At 68.0% G+C, this 15,023-nt stretch carries 15 protein-coding genes and 2 riboswitches; of the genes, 1 reads left to right on the forward strand and 14 read right to left on the reverse strand.

Annotation, left to right across the window (positions count from 1 at the left end; translation table 11 throughout):
* Positions 1-11 precede the first annotated feature (11 nt).
* The 9 genes from gcvP to yjgA form a co-directional block, all read right to left on the reverse strand.
* Entirely contained in the window at positions 12-2,912 is a 2,901-nt protein-coding gene (gene gcvP / locus N8A90_RS17340) for an aminomethyl-transferring glycine dehydrogenase (protein ID WP_262076224.1), read from the reverse strand.
* 37 nt (positions 2,913-2,949) lie between these two features.
* Entirely contained in the window at positions 2,950-3,321 is a 372-nt protein-coding gene (gene gcvH / locus N8A90_RS17345) for a glycine cleavage system protein GcvH (protein ID WP_262076225.1), read from the reverse strand.
* A gap of 30 nt (positions 3,322-3,351) precedes the next feature.
* Entirely contained in the window at positions 3,352-4,521 is a 1,170-nt protein-coding gene (gcvT, locus tag N8A90_RS17350; protein WP_262076226.1) for a glycine cleavage system aminomethyltransferase GcvT, read from the reverse strand.
* Positions 4,522-4,571: 50 nt separating this feature from the next.
* A riboswitch (glycine riboswitch) is annotated at positions 4,572-4,693 on the reverse strand.
* A gap of 12 nt (positions 4,694-4,705) precedes the next feature.
* Positions 4,706-4,794, reverse strand: a riboswitch (glycine riboswitch).
* A gap of 32 nt (positions 4,795-4,826) precedes the next feature.
* A complete protein-coding gene (locus N8A90_RS17355) occupies positions 4,827-5,366 on the reverse strand; it encodes a hypothetical protein (protein WP_262076227.1) in 540 nt (179 codons plus the stop codon).
* Positions 5,367-5,447: 81 nt separating this feature from the next.
* On the reverse strand, positions 5,448-6,725 hold the full coding sequence (locus N8A90_RS17360) for a TRAP transporter large permease (protein ID WP_262076228.1): 1,278 nt from the start codon (positions 6,723-6,725) through the stop codon (positions 5,448-5,450).
* On the reverse strand, positions 6,722-7,216 hold the full coding sequence (locus N8A90_RS17365) for a TRAP transporter small permease (RefSeq protein WP_262076229.1): 495 nt from the start codon (positions 7,214-7,216) through the stop codon (positions 6,722-6,724). Before N8A90_RS17365 ends, N8A90_RS17360 begins: the two co-directional genes overlap by 4 nt.
* 85 nt (positions 7,217-7,301) lie before the next feature.
* Entirely contained in the window at positions 7,302-8,273 is a 972-nt protein-coding gene (locus N8A90_RS17370; RefSeq protein WP_262076230.1) for a TRAP transporter substrate-binding protein, read from the reverse strand.
* A gap of 134 nt (positions 8,274-8,407) precedes the next feature.
* A complete protein-coding gene (gene mog, locus N8A90_RS17375) occupies positions 8,408-9,001 on the reverse strand; it encodes a molybdopterin adenylyltransferase (protein WP_262076231.1) in 594 nt (197 codons plus the stop codon).
* A complete protein-coding gene (gene yjgA, locus N8A90_RS17380; protein WP_262076232.1) occupies positions 8,998-9,654 on the reverse strand; it encodes a ribosome biogenesis factor YjgA in 657 nt (218 codons plus the stop codon). The genes mog and yjgA overlap by 4 nt, the downstream gene beginning before the upstream one ends.
* Positions 9,655-9,722: 68 nt before the next feature.
* Between yjgA and pmbA the strand changes: the two genes are divergently transcribed.
* Positions 9,723-11,093 carry a metalloprotease PmbA gene (pmbA, locus tag N8A90_RS17385; protein WP_262076233.1) on the forward strand — a complete coding sequence of 457 codons (1,371 nt, stop codon included), beginning with the start codon at positions 9,723-9,725 and terminating at the stop codon, positions 11,091-11,093.
* Positions 11,094-11,320: 227 nt separating this feature from the next.
* Here pmbA and N8A90_RS17390 read toward each other — a convergent pair whose 3' ends face one another.
* From N8A90_RS17390 to N8A90_RS17410, 5 genes are all read right to left on the reverse strand, one after another.
* Positions 11,321-11,806, reverse strand: a complete 486-nt coding sequence (locus N8A90_RS17390) for an NUDIX domain-containing protein (RefSeq protein WP_262076234.1) — start codon at positions 11,804-11,806, stop codon at positions 11,321-11,323.
* Positions 11,806-12,255, reverse strand: a complete 450-nt coding sequence (locus N8A90_RS17395) for a GatB/YqeY domain-containing protein (protein WP_262076235.1) — start codon at positions 12,253-12,255, stop codon at positions 11,806-11,808. Before N8A90_RS17395 ends, N8A90_RS17390 begins: the two co-directional genes overlap by 1 nt.
* Positions 12,256-12,347: 92 nt before the next feature.
* Complete coding sequence (gene rpsU / locus N8A90_RS17400) at positions 12,348-12,560, reverse strand: 30S ribosomal protein S21 (protein WP_007833691.1); 213 nt, start codon at positions 12,558-12,560, stop codon at positions 12,348-12,350.
* A 109-nt stretch (positions 12,561-12,669) separates the two neighbouring features.
* The gene (locus N8A90_RS17405) at positions 12,670-13,893 is read right to left on the reverse strand and encodes an NAD(P)/FAD-dependent oxidoreductase (RefSeq protein WP_262076236.1); all 1,224 of its coding nucleotides are present in this window, start codon (positions 13,891-13,893) and stop codon (positions 12,670-12,672) included.
* On the reverse strand, positions 13,890-15,020 hold the full coding sequence (locus N8A90_RS17410) for a sterol desaturase family protein (RefSeq protein ID WP_262076237.1): 1,131 nt from the start codon (positions 15,018-15,020) through the stop codon (positions 13,890-13,892). The genes N8A90_RS17405 and N8A90_RS17410 overlap by 4 nt, the downstream gene beginning before the upstream one ends.
* Positions 15,021-15,023 lie beyond the last annotated feature (3 nt).

Raw genomic sequence — 15,023 nt, forward strand, 5'->3', positions numbered from 1 at the left:
TGCCGTCGCGTTCAGCTCGTCGTGTAGTCGCCCACCGGCACGCAGCTGCAGAACAGGTTGCGGTCGCCGTAGACGTTGTCGACGCGGCCGATCGGCGACCAGTACTTGGCCAGCTTGAGGGCGGCCAGCGGGTAGGCGCCGAGCTCGCGCGAATACGGATGATCCCATTCGGTGGCCAGCAGGCTGGCGGCAGTGTGCGGCGCGTGCTTGAGCGGGTTGTCCTCCTTCGGCCAGACGCCTTCCTCCACCCGGCGGATCTCGCCGCGGATGGCGATCATCGCGTCGATGAAGCGGTCGAGCTCGGCCAGCGGCTCGCTCTCGGTCGGCTCGACCATCAGCGTGCCGGGCACCGGGAAGCTCAGCGTGGGCGCGTGGAAGCCGTAGTCGATCAGGCGCTTGGCCACGTCTTCGGCGGTCACGCCGCAGCGGTCCTTGATGGGGCGCAGGTCGAGGATGCACTCGTGCGCTACATGCCCGTTCGGGCTTGCGTACAGCGTCGGGTAGTGGTCCTTCAGGCGCGCGCTGATGTAGTTGGCCGAGAGGATGGCCGTCTCGGTCGCGGCCTGCAGGCCGGCGGCGCCCATCATGCGGCAGTACATCCAGCTGATGGGCAGCACGGCCGCATTGCCCAAGGGCGCGGCAGACACCGCGCCGACGTCATGCCCGCCGACGCCGGCCGTCGCATGGCCCGGCAGGAAGGGCACGAGGTCTTCCACCACGCACACCGGGCCGACGCCCGGGCCGCCGCCGCCGTGCGGGATGCAGAAGGTCTTGTGCAGGTTCAGGTGGCTCACGTCGCCGCCGAACTCGCCCGGCGCGGCCACGCCGACCAGCGCGTTCATGTTGGCGCCGTCGACGTACACGCGGCCGCCGTGCGCATGCACCAGCTCGCAGAGCTCCTTCACGCGGGTCTCGAACACGCCGTGGGTGCTGGGGTAGGTGATCATCACCGCGGCGAGGTTCTCGCTGTGCTTCTCGCAGGCGCGCTTCAGGTCGTCGAGGTCGACGTTGCCCTGCGCGTCGCAGGCGGTCAAGACCACCTGCAGGCCGGCCATCTGCGCGCTCGCCGGGTTGGTGCCGTGGGCTGACGAGGGGATCAGGCAGATGTTGCGCTGGCCTTCGCCCTGGGACACATGGAAGGCCTTGATGGCCAGCAGGCCGGCGTATTCGCCCTGCGAGCCGGCGTTGGGCTGCAGGCTGATGCCGGCGTAGCCCGTGGCTTCGCAGAGCCAGTCGCGCAGTTGCTGATCGAGCTCGGCGTAGCCCTGCAGCTGCTCGGCCGGCGCGAAGGGATGGATGTTCGCGAACTCGGGCCAGGTGATCGGGATCATCTCGCTGGTCGCATTGAGCTTCATGGTGCAGCTGCCCAGCGGGATCATGCTGCGGTCGAGGGCGAGGTCCTTGTCGGACAGGCTGCGGATGTAGCGCAGCATCGCCGTCTCGCTCTTGTGCGTATTGAACACCGGGTGCGTGAGGAACGCGGAGGTGCGGCGCAGGTCTTCAGGAATGCGCACCGGCGCCTTGTCGGCCAGTTCCTCGAAGCGCGGCATCGGCGTGCCGGACGGCACGAACAGCGCCCACAGCGTTTCGATGTCGGCGCGCGTCGTCGTTTCGTCGAGCGAGATGCCCAGGTGCTGCTGCAGCCGGTGGCGCAGGTTCACGCTGGCGGCCTTGGCGCGTTCGAGGATGGTGGCCGTGTCGTCGCCGCTCTTGACCGTCAGCGAGTCGAAGGCGGTGGTATTGACCAGCTCGCGGCCCATCTGCTCCAGGCCCGCGGCCAGGATGCCGGTGAGCGCCGCCACGCGCTGCGCGATGCGCGTGAGGCCGGCGGGGCCGTGGTACACGGCGTACATGCTCGCGACCACCGCCGGCAGCACCTGCGCCGTGCAGATGTTCGACGTGGCCTTCTCGCGGCGGATGTGCTGCTCGCGCGTCTGCAGCGCGAGCCGGTAGGCCGGCGCGCCGTGCACGTCGACGCTCACGCCGACCAGGCGGCCCGGCAGCGAGCGCTTGAATTCGTCGCGGCAGGCCAGGTAGGCCGCGTGCGGGCCGCCGTTGCACATCGGCATGCCCAGGCGCTGGGTGGTGCCGCAGACGATGTCGGCGTCCCACTCGCCGGGCGGCACCAGCAGCGTCAGCGCCAGCAGGTCGGCCGCCACGCACAGCGCGGCGCCGCAGGCGTGGGCATGGCCGGCCAGCGGCCGCAGGTCGTGCACCTGGCCGGTGGTGCCGGGGTACTGCGCCAGCACGCCAAAGAACTCGCCACTCGCCATCAGCAGGGGCAGCGTTTCCGACGCCGTGCTCACCTTGATCTCGATGCCCAGCGGCGCGGCGCGGGTGCGCAGCACCTCGATGGTCTGCGGGTGGCAGTCGCCGGCCACCAGGAAGACACTGCTCTTGCTTTTCACGCTGCGCTTGGCCAGCGTCATCGCCTCGGCCGCGGCCGTCGCCTCGTCGAGCATCGACGCGTTGGCGATGGCCATGCCGGTCAGGTCGCAGACCATGGTCTGGAAGTTGACCAGCGCCTCCATGCGGCCCTGCGAGATCTCGGCCTGGTAGGGCGTGTAGGCGGTGTACCAGGCCGGGTTCTCGAGGATGTTGCGCAGGATCACGCCGGGCGTGTGGGTGCCGTAGTAGCCCTGCCCGATGAAGTTGCGCGCCACCTTGTTCTTCGCCGCCATCGCCTTGAGTTCAGCCAGTGCGTCAGCCTCGCTCACCGGCGCGGGCAACTGCATCGGGCGCGTGCGGCGGATGGCCGGCGGCACGATGCCGTCGATCAGTGCCTCGCGCGTGGCCGAGCCGATGACCGGCAGCATGCGCGCCTCGTCGGCCGGCGCGATGCCGATGTGACGGGCGATGAATTCGTCGGCGTTCTCGAGTTCGCGCAGGGTGGGGAAGGATGGCGTCGGCATGGGGATGAAGCGATGGAGGCGAAGAAGAAAAGGCGGGTCAGCTCTCTGCAGCGAACTTGTCGTAGTCGGCGGCGTCGAGCAGGGTGTCGAGTTGCAGCGGGTCGCTCAGCTTGACCTTGAAGAACCAGCCGGCGGCCAGCGGGGCGCTGTTGGCGAGCGAGGGGTCGGCGCGCAGGGCTTCGTTGACTTCGGTGATCTCGCCCGAGACGGGCATGAAGACATCGGCCGCGGCCTTGACCGATTCGACGACGCCGGCGACCTCGCCCTGCGCGAAGGTCTTGCCGACGTCCGGCAGGTCGACGAACACGACGTCGCCAAGCGCATCCTGCGCATGCACGGTGATACCGACGATCGCGTCGCTGCCGGTGGCCTGGACCCACTCGTGGTCCTTGGTGAATTTGGTGCTCATGGGGGCTCCTGAAGAGAGATGAAAAGGAAACTAGCCTCGGTAGTATCGGGTCGGCACGAAGGGCAGGGTGGTGACCTCCATCGGCACCGGCTTGCCGCGCACGATGGCCTGGATCCGGGTGCCCGGCTCGGCGTAGGCGGTGGCGACGTAGGCCATCGCGATCGGCCGGTCGGCCGTGGGCCCGAGCAGGCCGCTGGTGACCTGACCGATGGCGACGCCCTCGAAGGACTCGAGCGGCGTGCCGTCGCGCACCGGGATGCGCTCCAGCGCGACCAGGCCGACGCGGCGGCGCTTGAGCGTGTCGTGGTCGGCGATGCCGGCCGCCCCCGACGCCGCGGCCGCCAGTTGGGCCAGCACCTTGTCGGCGCCGGGGAAACCGCCGGCCCGCGCGCCGCCGGTGTGGCGCACCTTCTGGATCGCCCAGTTGAGCGAGGCCTCGACCGGCGTGGTCGTCTCGTCGATGTCGTGGCCGTAGAGGCACAGGCCCGCTTCCAGCCGCAGCGAATTGCGCGCGCCCAGGCCGATGGGCTGTACCTCGGGCTGCGCCAGCAGCAGGCGGGCGAGCGCTTCGGCGTCGGTCGCCTTCACCGAGATCTCGAAGCCGTCTTCGCCGGTGTAGCCGCTGCGGGTGACGAAGGCCGGGATGCCGCCGATCTGCACCGCGCCGCCCGTCATGAAGACGAAACGCTCGACGCCGGGCGACAGCCGCGCCAGCGTGGCGGCGGCCTGCGGCCCCTGCAGCGCGAGCAGCGCGTGGTCGGGCATCGGCTGCACATCGCAGCGCGTACCGATGCGGGCCTGGATGTGCGCCAGGTCGGCCACCTTGCAGGCGCCGTTGACGATCACGAAGAGTGAGTCGCCCCCTTCGTTGAAGAACATCAGGTCGTCCAGGATGCCGCCCGCCTCATTCAGCAGCAGGCCGTAGCGCTGCTTGCCGGGCGCCAGGTCGAGCACGTCGACCGGCATCAGCGTCTCGAAGGCCGCGGCGGCGTCGGGCCCGACCAGGCGCAGCTGGCCCATGTGCGAGATGTCGAACAGGCCGGCGGCCGTGCGGGTGTGCCTGTGCTCGGCCATCAGGCCGGCGGGGTACTGCACGGGCATCGAGTAGCTGGCGAAGGGCACCATGCGGGCGCCGAGTTCGACGTGCAGGGCGTGCAGCGGGGTCTTCTGGAGCGGAAGCGAATCGTCGGAAGCAGCCATGGGCGCTCTCTAAAACAAGGGGCAGACGGAATCCACGACGCAAGTCATGGGCCACCCCTGCTGTCCGCTCTACCTGAGAGATTCGCCCCGCCTGGTCACAGGCTTAGGGTTTGCTCCTTCGGTGGGCCGGCGTGTCGCGATCGACTACCGGCCTCTCTCCAGCAAGGAAACGCCCGGGTGAACGGGCGCCTCGTCAGTCCTTGGTACCTGAGCGTTCGGATGGGTTCCTGCGCCTTCGGCGGCCCGTTGCGGGCGCTCTCCTGACCCGGGCGAGTGTAGTGGATCGGCGCGGGCTCGGTGCACCCTCAGTGCATCGTTTCCGGCGGCAACAACCTGGCGATGCGATCGCCGATGGCGTCGGCACGCTCGTCGCCGGCGGCCTGGCGGATCTCCGCGAGCATCGTGTCGGCCACGGCCAGCATGGATGCGCGGTCGCGCGCTTCGCGCAGCGTGTCGCGCAAGACCAGCGCCATCGCCGGGTCGCGCCGCGCGAACATGCGCTCACACAGGTCGAACAGGAACATCCGCGTGGTGGCGAGCGACGGCTTGCCGTCGAAGGGGTCGGCCGACACGGTGGGGGGCGCGGCGGGTGCCGACGGCTCGGGCACATCCGCCACGACGACGGCTGGCGCGTCGAGGCGCTCGTCCGGTGCGTGCAGATAGCCCTCGTGCAACAGATGGCGCGCCACGCGAACCGCCTCGTCGCGGTCGGCGAAGAGTGGCACGAAGTCGGTCACCGAGCGCTGGCCGTCGGCCATCAGCAGCACGGCGCGCTCGCGCTGCGTCAGCGTGCGGTGGCCAGGGCGCAATTCGTCGCGGGCCTTGTCGGTCTTGCTGAAGAACATGGGATGCCGGGCGAGAGGGGGGCTCGCCAGCATCGGGGCAGGGCGTGACAGCGGCATGAAGGCCGCTGAAACATCCGTGCGCTATTTCGCGTAGACCAGATCGCGCAGCGTGAGCGAGATCGCCGGGAAGTAGGTGATCAGCATCAGGCAGCCGAGCACCACCAGCACGAAGGGAATCAGATCCTTCACGATGCGGTCCAGGGATATGCGCGCCACGGTGCAGGCCGCGAACAGGTTGACGCCGAAGGGCGGCGTGATCATGCCGAGCGCCAGGTTGACCACCATGATCAGCCCGAAGTGCACCGGGTCGATGCCGAAGTGCATCGCCACCGGCGCCAGGATGGGCGCGAGCACGATGATGGCTGCGCTGGTCTCGATGAACATGCCGATGACGAACAGCGCCGCGTTCACGCCCAGCAGGAACATCGCCGGCGACTGCAGCACCTGCTCGAGCCAGCGGCCGATCGCGTCGGGCACGCCCGCGCGGGTGATCAGGAAGGCGAACAGCCCGGCGTTGGCGATGATGAACATGATCACGGCCGACGACAGCACCGACTTGCGCAGGATCACGAAGAGGTCGGTGACCTTGATCTCGCGGTAGATCACCAGGCCGACGATCAGCGCGTAGAACACGGCCACCGCCGATGCCTCGGTGGGCGTGAAGACGCCGCCGTAGATGCCGCCGAGGATGATCACCGGCATCAACAGTGCCCAGCCGGCCTGCCAGAGTGCCTTGCCGAAAGGCATGCGGCCGTCGCCGTCGTTCTTGCCCCAGCCCTTGAACTTGCAGTAGACCCAGACGAAGAGCATCAACGCCAGGCTGATCAGGATGCCTGGGCCGAAGCCGGCGATGAACAGTTCGCCGATCGACACCTCGGCGCTCACGCCGTACAGGATCATCGGGATCGACGGCGGAATGATCACGCCCAGTTCGGCGCTGGTGGCCTGCAGCGCGGCGGCGTACGAGGTCGGGTAGCCGTGCTTGATGAGCGCGGGGATCAGGATCGCGCCGATGGCGAAGGTGGTGGCCACCGACGAGCCCGACACCGCCGCGAAGATCATGCAGGTGAGCACGCAGGTCATCGGCAGGCCGCCCTGCACGCCGCCCACGATGCTCTTGGCGAACTCCACCAGGCGGCGCGAGATGCCGCCGGTCTCCATCAGGTTGCCGGCCAGGATGAAGAAGGGGATGGCGGCCAGCGGAAACTTGTTGATCGAGTTGAAGATCTCCTTGGCGGAGATCAGCATGTTGGCGCCGTTGACCTGCATGCCCACGATCGAGGCAAGGCCGATCGAGACGGCGACCGAAACCGACAGTGCGAAGCACAGCACCATCGTGCCGACCATCATGGGCGTCATTGCGCAGTCTCCAGCTCGAGCCGCTTCGGATCGAGAAAATTGCCGGCGATGCCGAACAGGGAAAAGACGGCGCCGACCGGCAGCGCCAAGTAGGCCCAGACCATCGACAGGCTCTCCAGGCCCGCCATCGACTGCACGCGGCCGCGCATCGCGTAGTCCCAGCCGTACCAGAGGATGATCAGCATCAGCGTGAGTGCGGCGAGGCTCACCACCGCGTCGAGCACGCGGCGAAAGCGCGGTGGGCTCCAGCGGTAGAGCACGTCGACGCTCACCATGGCACCTTGGCGGAATGCCATCGGAATGCCGAGGAAGACCATCCAGATCAGGCTGACCCGGATGAGGATCTCGCTCCACTCGGCAGGTTGCTCCAGCACAAAGCGGGTGATGATCTGGAATACGCCGAGCGAGGAGGCGATGACCAGCATCGCGCAGGCGAGCACCATGGACACGCGGGTTGTCCAGCGCTCCAGGCCAAGGAATTTATCTTTCATCTGTACGCCGTTCGAGAAAACAAAAAAGCCCGCCGACGGTGCGGCGGGCCTCGGGGCCGTCCCGTGCGGGACGGCGGCCCGGGGATCACTTCACGTCGCGGATCTTGTCGAGGTTCGCCTTGCCGAACTGCTTCTCGAATTCGGCGTTGACGGGCGCCAGCATGGCGACGAACTTCGCCTTGTCGACGTTCTCGATCACGGTCATGCCTTGCGCGCGCAGTTCCTTCACGCCGTTGGCATCGTCCTGGTCGACACGGTCCCGGTTGGCCTTCACGGCCACCTTGGCGGCGTCGAGGAACGCCGTCTTGTCGGCCGCGCTGAGCTTGTCGAAGCTGGCCTTGTTCATCACGAAGATGCAGGGCGAGTAGACGTGGCCGGTCAGCGACAGGTGCTTCTGCACCTGCGAGAACTTGGCCGACATGATCACCGGCAGCGGGTTCTCCTGGCCGTCGACCGTGCCCTGTTGCAGCGCGGTGAAGACTTCCGGGAAGGCCATCGGCGTGGTGATGATGCCCAGGCCCTTGTAGGCCGCGATGTGCACCGGGTTCTCCATGGTGCGCATCTTCAGGCCCTTGAGGTCCTCCGGCGTCTTCACGTCGCGCTTGCTGTTGGTCATGTGGCGGAAGCCGTTCTCGCCCCAGGCCAGCGCCTTGAAGCCCTTGGCGTCGAACTTGGCGAGCAGGTCCTGGCCAATCGGGCCGTCGAGCACCGCGCGGGCGTGCGCCTTGTCGCGGAACAGGAAGGGCACGTCGAGGATCTTCGTCTCAGGCACGAAGTTGGGGACGGGGCCGGTCGACGAGAAGGCCAGCTCTTGCGTGCCGAGCTGAACCGCCTCGATGGATTCGCGCTCGCCGCCGAGTGCGCCGTTGTAGAAGGTCTCGACCTTGTAGCGGCCATTGGTGCGAGCCGCGACTTCCTTGGCGAAGGTGTCGATCGCCACGCCTTGATGCGAGTTCTGCGCGGTCGAGATGCTGATCTTCATGGTGGTCTGCGCGAACGCGGCGCAGGCCATGCCCAACCCGAGAACCAGGCCGGCGGCCAGACGGTTCAACTTCATGCGATGTCTCCTGTTTTGAAAAAGACTGCGCGCGGGGCATCCCGGTGCGCAGGCAGGCCGCGACTATGCCGCACTCTGCTGCAGTGCAGCGTCGGGATTTCTACGGGGAGCGCGCCGTGTTAGGGCGCGTCGGTTCAGGCGCGCGCTGGACGGACCGCCGACTTCGGCCGGAACGCCTGGCAGACGGTGTCGTCCGTCTCGAGGTACGGCCCGCCGATCAGGTCGATGCAGTAGGGCACGGCGGCGAAGATGCCCGGCACGGCCTGCGAGCCGTCGGCGTTCTTCAGGCCTTCGAGCGTCTCCGCGATGGCCTTGGGCTGGCCCGGCAGGTTGAGGATCAGCGCGCGGTCGCGAATCACCGCCACCTGGCGCGACAGGATCGCCGTCGGCACGAAGCGCAGGCTGATCTGCCGCATCTGCTCGCCGAAGCCGGGCATCTCCTTGTGCGCCACGGCCAGCGTCGCCTCGGGTGTGACATCGCGCAGGGCCGGGCCGGTGCCGCCGGTGGTCAGCACGAGCGAGCAGCCGGCGTTGACCAGCTCGATCAGCGTGGCGCTGATGCCGGCCTGCTCGTCGGGAATGAGCCGCGCCTCGAACTCGATCGGGTTGCGCAGGGCGCGGGTCAGCCAGTCCTTCAGCGCGGGCAGGCCCTTGTCTTCGTACACGCCGGTGGAGGCGCGGTCGCTGACCGAGACGATGCCGATGCGGACGGGGTCTGGCGTGCTCATGCGTCGCGCTCCCGCGATTCCTCGCTGGCCTCGGCCGCACGGTCGCTGCCTGCATGGGCGGCCAGCTGCGCGCGCACCAGCTGGAACACCTCGCGGTAGGCCTTGCCCTGGCGCGGCGCTTCGCCGGGCTTGCCGGCCTTGATGTCCTTGCGGGCCTGGCGCACCAGGGCGCGCAGCTGCTGGCTGTCGGTGTCGGGGTGGGTCTCGATCCAGCCGCCGAGCGCGTCGTCGTCGGCGATGAGCTGGTCGCGCCAGCGCTCCGCTTCGTGCAGCATCGCGGTTTCCTCGGCGGGGCCACTGTGCTGCTCGTCGAGCGCGCTGCGCACGGCGTCGAGCACCTCGGGGTCGAGCGCGCGCATCAGCTTGCCGATGAACTGCATCTGGCGGCGCTTGCCCTCGAAGTTGGTGATGCGGCGTGCTTCGACGATGGCGTCGACCAGCTTCTCGCCGAGCGGCAGCTGGTCGAACAGGCCGGCGCGCAGCGTCAGCAGGTCTTCGCCGAGCTTTTGCAACTCGGTGCTTTCGCGCTTGAGGTCGGTCTTGCTGGCTTCGTCGGTGCCCTTGAGCTCGCGTTTGAGCTCGAGGTCGAGCTCGCTGCCTTCGGCAACGAATTCGCCACGGACGTAATAGCCTTTTTTGGGTTTGCGGGACATCGGAAGATCCTGGGCCGCAAAGGACCGCGCGATAGAGGGAACAGGGGGCCAAGTATCATAGCCAACACATGACGACATCCTCCACGCGCCCCGCGTCCGGCTTTGCCTACAGCCGCTCTTTCTTCGAAAACCTGGTCGACTCGGCCTTGGCGCATGCCAAGAAGCTCGGCGCCACCGACGCGGGGGCCGAGGCCTCCGAAGGCTGCGGCCTGAGCGTGTCGGTGCGCAAGGGGGAACTGGAGAACGTCGAGCGCAACCGCGACAAGTCGCTGGGCATCACGGTGTACGTCGGCCACCGCCGCGGCAACGCCAGCACCTCCGATTTCTCCGAGGCCGCCATCGCCCAGACGGTGCAGGCCGCCTACGACATCGCGCGCTTCACCGCCGAAGACCCGGTCGGCGGCCTGCCCGACGAGGCCGACATCGTGCGCGAGCAGCCCGACCTCGACCTGTTCCACCCCTGGGACATCGACAGCGAACAGGCCGCCAAGCTGGCGCTCGAATGCGAAGCCGCGGCCCTGTCGACCGACAAGCGCATCACCAACAGCGAAGGCGCCGGCGTCTCGGCTCAGCAGAGCCACTTCTTCAGCGCCCACACGCACGGCTTCCGGGGTGGCTATGCCAGCTCGCGGCACTCCATCTCGGTGGCGCCGATCGCCGGCAAGGGCGACGGCATGCAGCGCGACGCCTGGTACAGCTCGATGCGCTCGGCCGACGAGCTGGCCAGCCCCGCGTCGGTGGGCCGCTATGCGGCGGAGCGCGCGCTGTCGCGCCTGAAGTCGCGCAAGATCAAGACGACGCAGTGCCCGGTGCTGTTCGAGTCGCCCCTGGCCGCCGGCCTGCTGGGCGGGCTGGTGCAGGCCACCAGCGGCGGCGCGCTGTACCGCAAGAGCAGCTTCCTGCTCGACTCGCTGGGCAAGCCGGTGCTGCCCAAGCACATCGACGTGGCCGAAGACCCGCACATCCTGCGCGGCAAGGGCAGTGCGCCCTTCGACGACGAAGGCGTGACCACGCGGGCCCGCAAGATCGTCGACGGCGGTCGGCTCGAAGGCTATTTCCTCAGCACCTACTCGGCCCGCAAGCTGGGCATGAAGACCACCGGCAACGCCGGCGGCTCGCACAACCTGACGCTGCGCTCGCGCCTGACGAAGCCCGGCGACGACCTCGACGAGATGCTGCGCAAGCTGGGCACCGGCCTGTTCGTGATCGAGCTGATGGGGCAGGGCGTGAACTACGTGACCGGCGACTACTCGCGCGGCGCCAGCGGCTTCTGGGTCGAGAAGGGGCGCATCGCCTTCCCGGTGCAGGAGATCACCATCGCCGGCAACCTGAAGGACATGCTGATGGGCATCCAGGCGGTGGGCGCCGATGCCTACAACTACGGCGCCAAGACCACCGGTTCGATCCTCATCGACCGGATGAAGATCGCCGGGAGCTGAGCCCACCCCCGAAGCGGCGCACTGCGTGTCGCTGCCCCGTGCGCCGGCCGGAGTCCGGCGCCCTTCGGGGCCGTCCAAGTCTGCGCAGGCAGACTTGGAGCCGCGGCCCTCAGCCCCCGAGGGGGCGCACCCGGCGGCCCGGCGGAGCCGGTTCCGCGGGTGCCCTGGCATTGGGCTACGCCGGTATCGGTCGCGGCGGCGTACAGCGCCGAGGATTATTCAGCTGATCAGCGCACCGAGCCCGTCGGCGGGCCGGCGAGCGCCGTGCGCACCATGGCGATGGCACGTCGGTAGGGCTCGGCGAAACCGTCGAGCGGCGCGTCCGGCGCGAGCCAGCTAAAGCGAAAGACCAGGCCGTCTTCTTCCGGGCTGCCGCTGGCGGTGTGCTCGAAGCTCTCGGGCAGCGCACTGCCCGCCCCGTCCGTTCGCATCAGGTAGACATGCCACAGCTGGGCATGGCGGTGCACATTGCCTTCCACGCCGGCCTCGCACTCGCGGTCCATCGTGCCCAGCGGCTGCAGCACGCCGTCGTACACGATGCCCGATTCCTCCAGCAGCTCGCGGCGCACGGCGTCGTGCGGCGCTTCCCCCGGTTCGACCGTGCCCTTGGGCAGCTGCATGCCGCCGTCGTGCGGGTGGTCGAACACCAGCAGCCGGCCGTGGCGGTCCACCAGGCAGGCGCAGGCCTTGTGGACCGGGCCGCTGCTGCGCATCAGCTTCCCGACAAGGCCGCCTTGACGGCGGCGCTGACCTGGCCCATGTCGGCCTTGCCGGCGAGCTTCGTCTTGACGGCGCCCATCACTTTGCCCATGTCGCCAGGGCCCTTGGCGCCCAGCTCGGCGACGATGGCCTTCACCTCGACGGCCACTTCCTCGGCGCTCATGCGCTGCGGCAGATAGACCTCCAGCACCTTGATCTCGGCGGATTCCTTGTCGGCCAGATCGGCGCGGCCGCCGGTCGTGAAGGCCGCAATCGAGTCCTTGCGCTGCTTGACCATCTTGTCGACGATGGCCACGACCATGACGTCGTCGAGCTCGACGCGCTCGTCGACTTCCTTCTGCTTCATCGCAGCCAGCAGCAGACGGATGGTGCCCAGGCGCTCGCTGTCCTTGGCGCGCATGGCCGTCTTCATGTCTTCGGTGATCTGTTCCTTGAGGGTCATGACGCTCTTCTTTCTTCTAGCCTGAAAAAACAAAAGCCGCGGCAGGTTACCCCGGCGCGGCTCGGTTCACTGGCTAGGCCAGTGAGTGCTGCTTAGTACAGCTTCTTGGGGAGCTGCATGCTGCGCACGCGCTTGTAGTGGCGCTTGACGGCCGCAGCCTTCTTGCGCTTGCGCTCGGCCGTCGGCTTCTCGTAGAACTCGCGGGCGCGCAGGTCGGTCAGCAGGCCGAGCTTTTCGATGGTGCGCTTGAAGCGACGCAGGGCAACGTCGAAGGGCTCGTTTTCTTTAACGCGGATGGTGGTCATTGATGAATCGTTGAACTGAAGTTGGCCGGGGAGATCGAGGCCCCAGGCCGGGGTTCCTCAACTGAAAATCTTGGTGGCCGTTGAGGGAAGGCCAGAAGTTAGCCCGCGATTATAACGCGTTGGCGCAGGCGTGGGCACTGGCCCACGCCCATTGAAAGTTGTAACCGCCCAGCCAACCCGTCACATCGACCACTTCGCCGATGAAAAAGAGGCCCGGTTGCTTCGATTCCAGGGTTTGCGACGACAGGTCGCGCGTGTCGACGCCGCCGGCCGTGACCTCGGCCTTCTTGTAGCCCTCTGTGCCGGCCGGGGTGATCGCCCAGCGGCTGATCCGTTCGGCCAGTTGCCCCAGCGCCTTGTCGGCCGCCTCGTTGACCGGGCGCTGGAGCGCCGGGTCGTCGCCCACCCAGGCGTCGGCCAGCCGCGACGGCACCAGTGCCGCCAGCTCGTTGGCGATGCGCTTGCGCGAGCGGGACTTGGCCTCGCCCAGCGCCGCCGCCACGTCGGTGCCGGGCGCGAAGTCGATCGTGAGCGCCTCGCCCGCGCGCCAGTAGCTCGAGATCTGCAGCACCGCCGGCCCCGACAGGCCGCGGTGGGTGAAGAGCAGGTCTTCGAGGAAGGCCATGCGTTCCTTCTTGCGACCGGTCTCGATCTGCACCGGTAGCGCCAGGCCGGCCAGCCCGGCGTAGGGCGCCCAGCCTTCGCCGGCGAAGGTAAGGGGGACGAGCGCCGGACGCGGCGCCACCAGGCGCAGGCCGAACTGCTGGGCCAGCCGATAGCCGAAGTCGCTCGCGCCCAGTTGCGGGATCGACAGACCACCGGTGGCGACCACCAGGCGTGGCGCCTCGACCATGCCGCGGTCGGTCTCGATGCGGTAGATGGCCCGCCCCTCTTCGAACGCGACGCCGCGCACCGCACAGGGCTGCCAGCGCGTCACGCCGCCCGCGTCGCACTCGGCCAGCAGCATGTCGATGATCTGCTGCGACGGCCCGTCGCAAAAGAGCTGGCCCTTGTGCTTCTCGTGGTACGCAATGCCGTGCCGCTCGATCAATGCGATGAACTGCTGCGGCGTGTAGCGCGACAGGGCCGAGCGGCAGAAATTCGGGTTCTCGCTCACGAAGTGGCGCTGCGGCGCGCGCACGTCGATGTCGCGGTTGGTGAAGTTGCAGCGCCCGCCGCCCGAGATGCGGATCTTCTCGGCCACGCGTTCGCTGTGGTCGATGAGCAGCACGCGGCGGCCGCGCTGGCCCGCTTGTGCCGCGCAGAACAGCCCGGCCGCACCGGCGCCAATCACGACCGCGTCGAAGGTCGGGACGTCGGAAGTCAGCGTCAACCCTTCCACACGAATGGAAATTTCAGCTGCTTGAAGAAGCCGTTCGGCACGTAGTCGCCCAGCACGCCGTACTGTTCGGGCCAGAGCTTGGTGCTCTTCACGGCGGTGCCGAAGAGGTAGTCCAGGAAGGCGTAGTGCGCCGCGTAGTTGCGGTCGAGCGCCTCCTGGTCCTGCGCGTGGTGCCAGTGGTGGAAGTTCGGCGTGACGATGAGGTAGCGCAGGGGGCCAAGCCGCACGCTCACGTTGCAGTGGTTGAACACCGCCTGGAAGCCGACCACCACGATGTAGGCGTCGATCACTTCCTTGCTGAAGCCCAGCACGTAGATCGGCGCCAGCACCAGCGTGCGCGTGATCAGCAGTTCGAGGATGTGCTGGCGCGAGCCGGCCATCCAGTCCATGCTCTTGACGCTGTGGTGCACCGCATGCAGACGCCAGAGCACCGGCACCTCATGGTAGGCGCGGTGCGTCCAGTACTGCACCAGGTCGGCCACCAGGATGATCAGCAGCACGCCGGCCCAGAAGGGCAGGCCGGCGATCCAGCCGCGGATGCCGTCGTTGGCGGCCCAGCCGAAGAGCTTGTGCACCAGCAGGTTGGTCGCCAGCAGCACGAAGCCCACGATCATGTGGTTGACGACGAAGTGATGAAAGTCCGTTTGCCATTCGGCGCGGAACACCGGCTGGTCCTTGCGGTGTGCGAACAGCTTCTCGATGAAGATGAAGATCAGCGCCGAGCCCAGCAGGTCGAGGATGAACCAGTCCAGGCCGATGTAGGGCGTGTTGTCCGCGAAGTCGTTCACCGGCACCTTGTGCCCGCCCAGCAGCGCCGCCGAGACGATCAGCAGGAAGGCCGCCGACGACAGCCAGCGCGAGCGGTTGAACACGATGTTAACCAGCGCCAGCCCGCCCGCCACGACCATCGCCACCAGCAGGATGGTGCGCATGATGTCCACGTTGTAGCTGCGGCGCAGCTCGGGCGTGGTGAGGTACTGCGGGAAGTGGAAGGCCAGCACCCCGAGGAAGCACAGGATGCCCAGGCTCAGCGCGATGGTGCCGGTGACCAGCCCCTTGCCGCGCTGCAGTTCGCCGTGACTGGCGGTGAACTCGTTGAGCTTGTCGATTTTGAGCATGCC

It is taken from the genome of Variovorax sp. N23 (assembly GCF_025486315.1).
GTDB lineage: Bacteria > Pseudomonadota > Gammaproteobacteria > Burkholderiales > Burkholderiaceae_C > Variovorax.

Coding starts and splice junctions, on each gene's coding strand:
- gcvP (WP_262076224.1), bottom strand. CDS start 2,912: ATGCCGACGCCATCCTTCCCCACCCTGCGCGAACTCGAGAACGCCGAC.
- gcvH (WP_262076225.1), bottom strand. CDS start 3,321: ATGAGCACCAAATTCACCAAGGACCACGAGTGGGTCCAGGCCACCGGC.
- gcvT (WP_262076226.1), bottom strand. CDS start 4,521: ATGGCTGCTTCCGACGATTCGCTTCCGCTCCAGAAGACCCCGCTGCAC.
- N8A90_RS17355 (WP_262076227.1), bottom strand. CDS start 5,366: ATGTTCTTCAGCAAGACCGACAAGGCCCGCGACGAATTGCGCCCTGGC.
- N8A90_RS17360 (WP_262076228.1), bottom strand. CDS start 6,725: ATGACGCCCATGATGGTCGGCACGATGGTGCTGTGCTTCGCACTGTCG.
- N8A90_RS17365 (WP_262076229.1), bottom strand. CDS start 7,216: ATGAAAGATAAATTCCTTGGCCTGGAGCGCTGGACAACCCGCGTGTCC.
- N8A90_RS17370 (WP_262076230.1), bottom strand. CDS start 8,273: ATGAAGTTGAACCGTCTGGCCGCCGGCCTGGTTCTCGGGTTGGGCATG.
- mog (WP_262076231.1), bottom strand. CDS start 9,001: ATGAGCACGCCAGACCCCGTCCGCATCGGCATCGTCTCGGTCAGCGAC.
- yjgA (WP_262076232.1), bottom strand. CDS start 9,654: ATGTCCCGCAAACCCAAAAAAGGCTATTACGTCCGTGGCGAATTCGTT.
- pmbA (WP_262076233.1), top strand. CDS start 9,723: ATGACGACATCCTCCACGCGCCCCGCGTCCGGCTTTGCCTACAGCCGC.
- N8A90_RS17390 (WP_262076234.1), bottom strand. CDS start 11,806: ATGCGCAGCAGCGGCCCGGTCCACAAGGCCTGCGCCTGCCTGGTGGAC.
- N8A90_RS17395 (WP_262076235.1), bottom strand. CDS start 12,255: ATGACCCTCAAGGAACAGATCACCGAAGACATGAAGACGGCCATGCGC.
- rpsU (WP_007833691.1), bottom strand. CDS start 12,560: ATGACCACCATCCGCGTTAAAGAAAACGAGCCCTTCGACGTTGCCCTG.
- N8A90_RS17410 (WP_262076237.1), bottom strand. CDS start 15,020: ATGCTCAAAATCGACAAGCTCAACGAGTTCACCGCCAGTCACGGCGAA.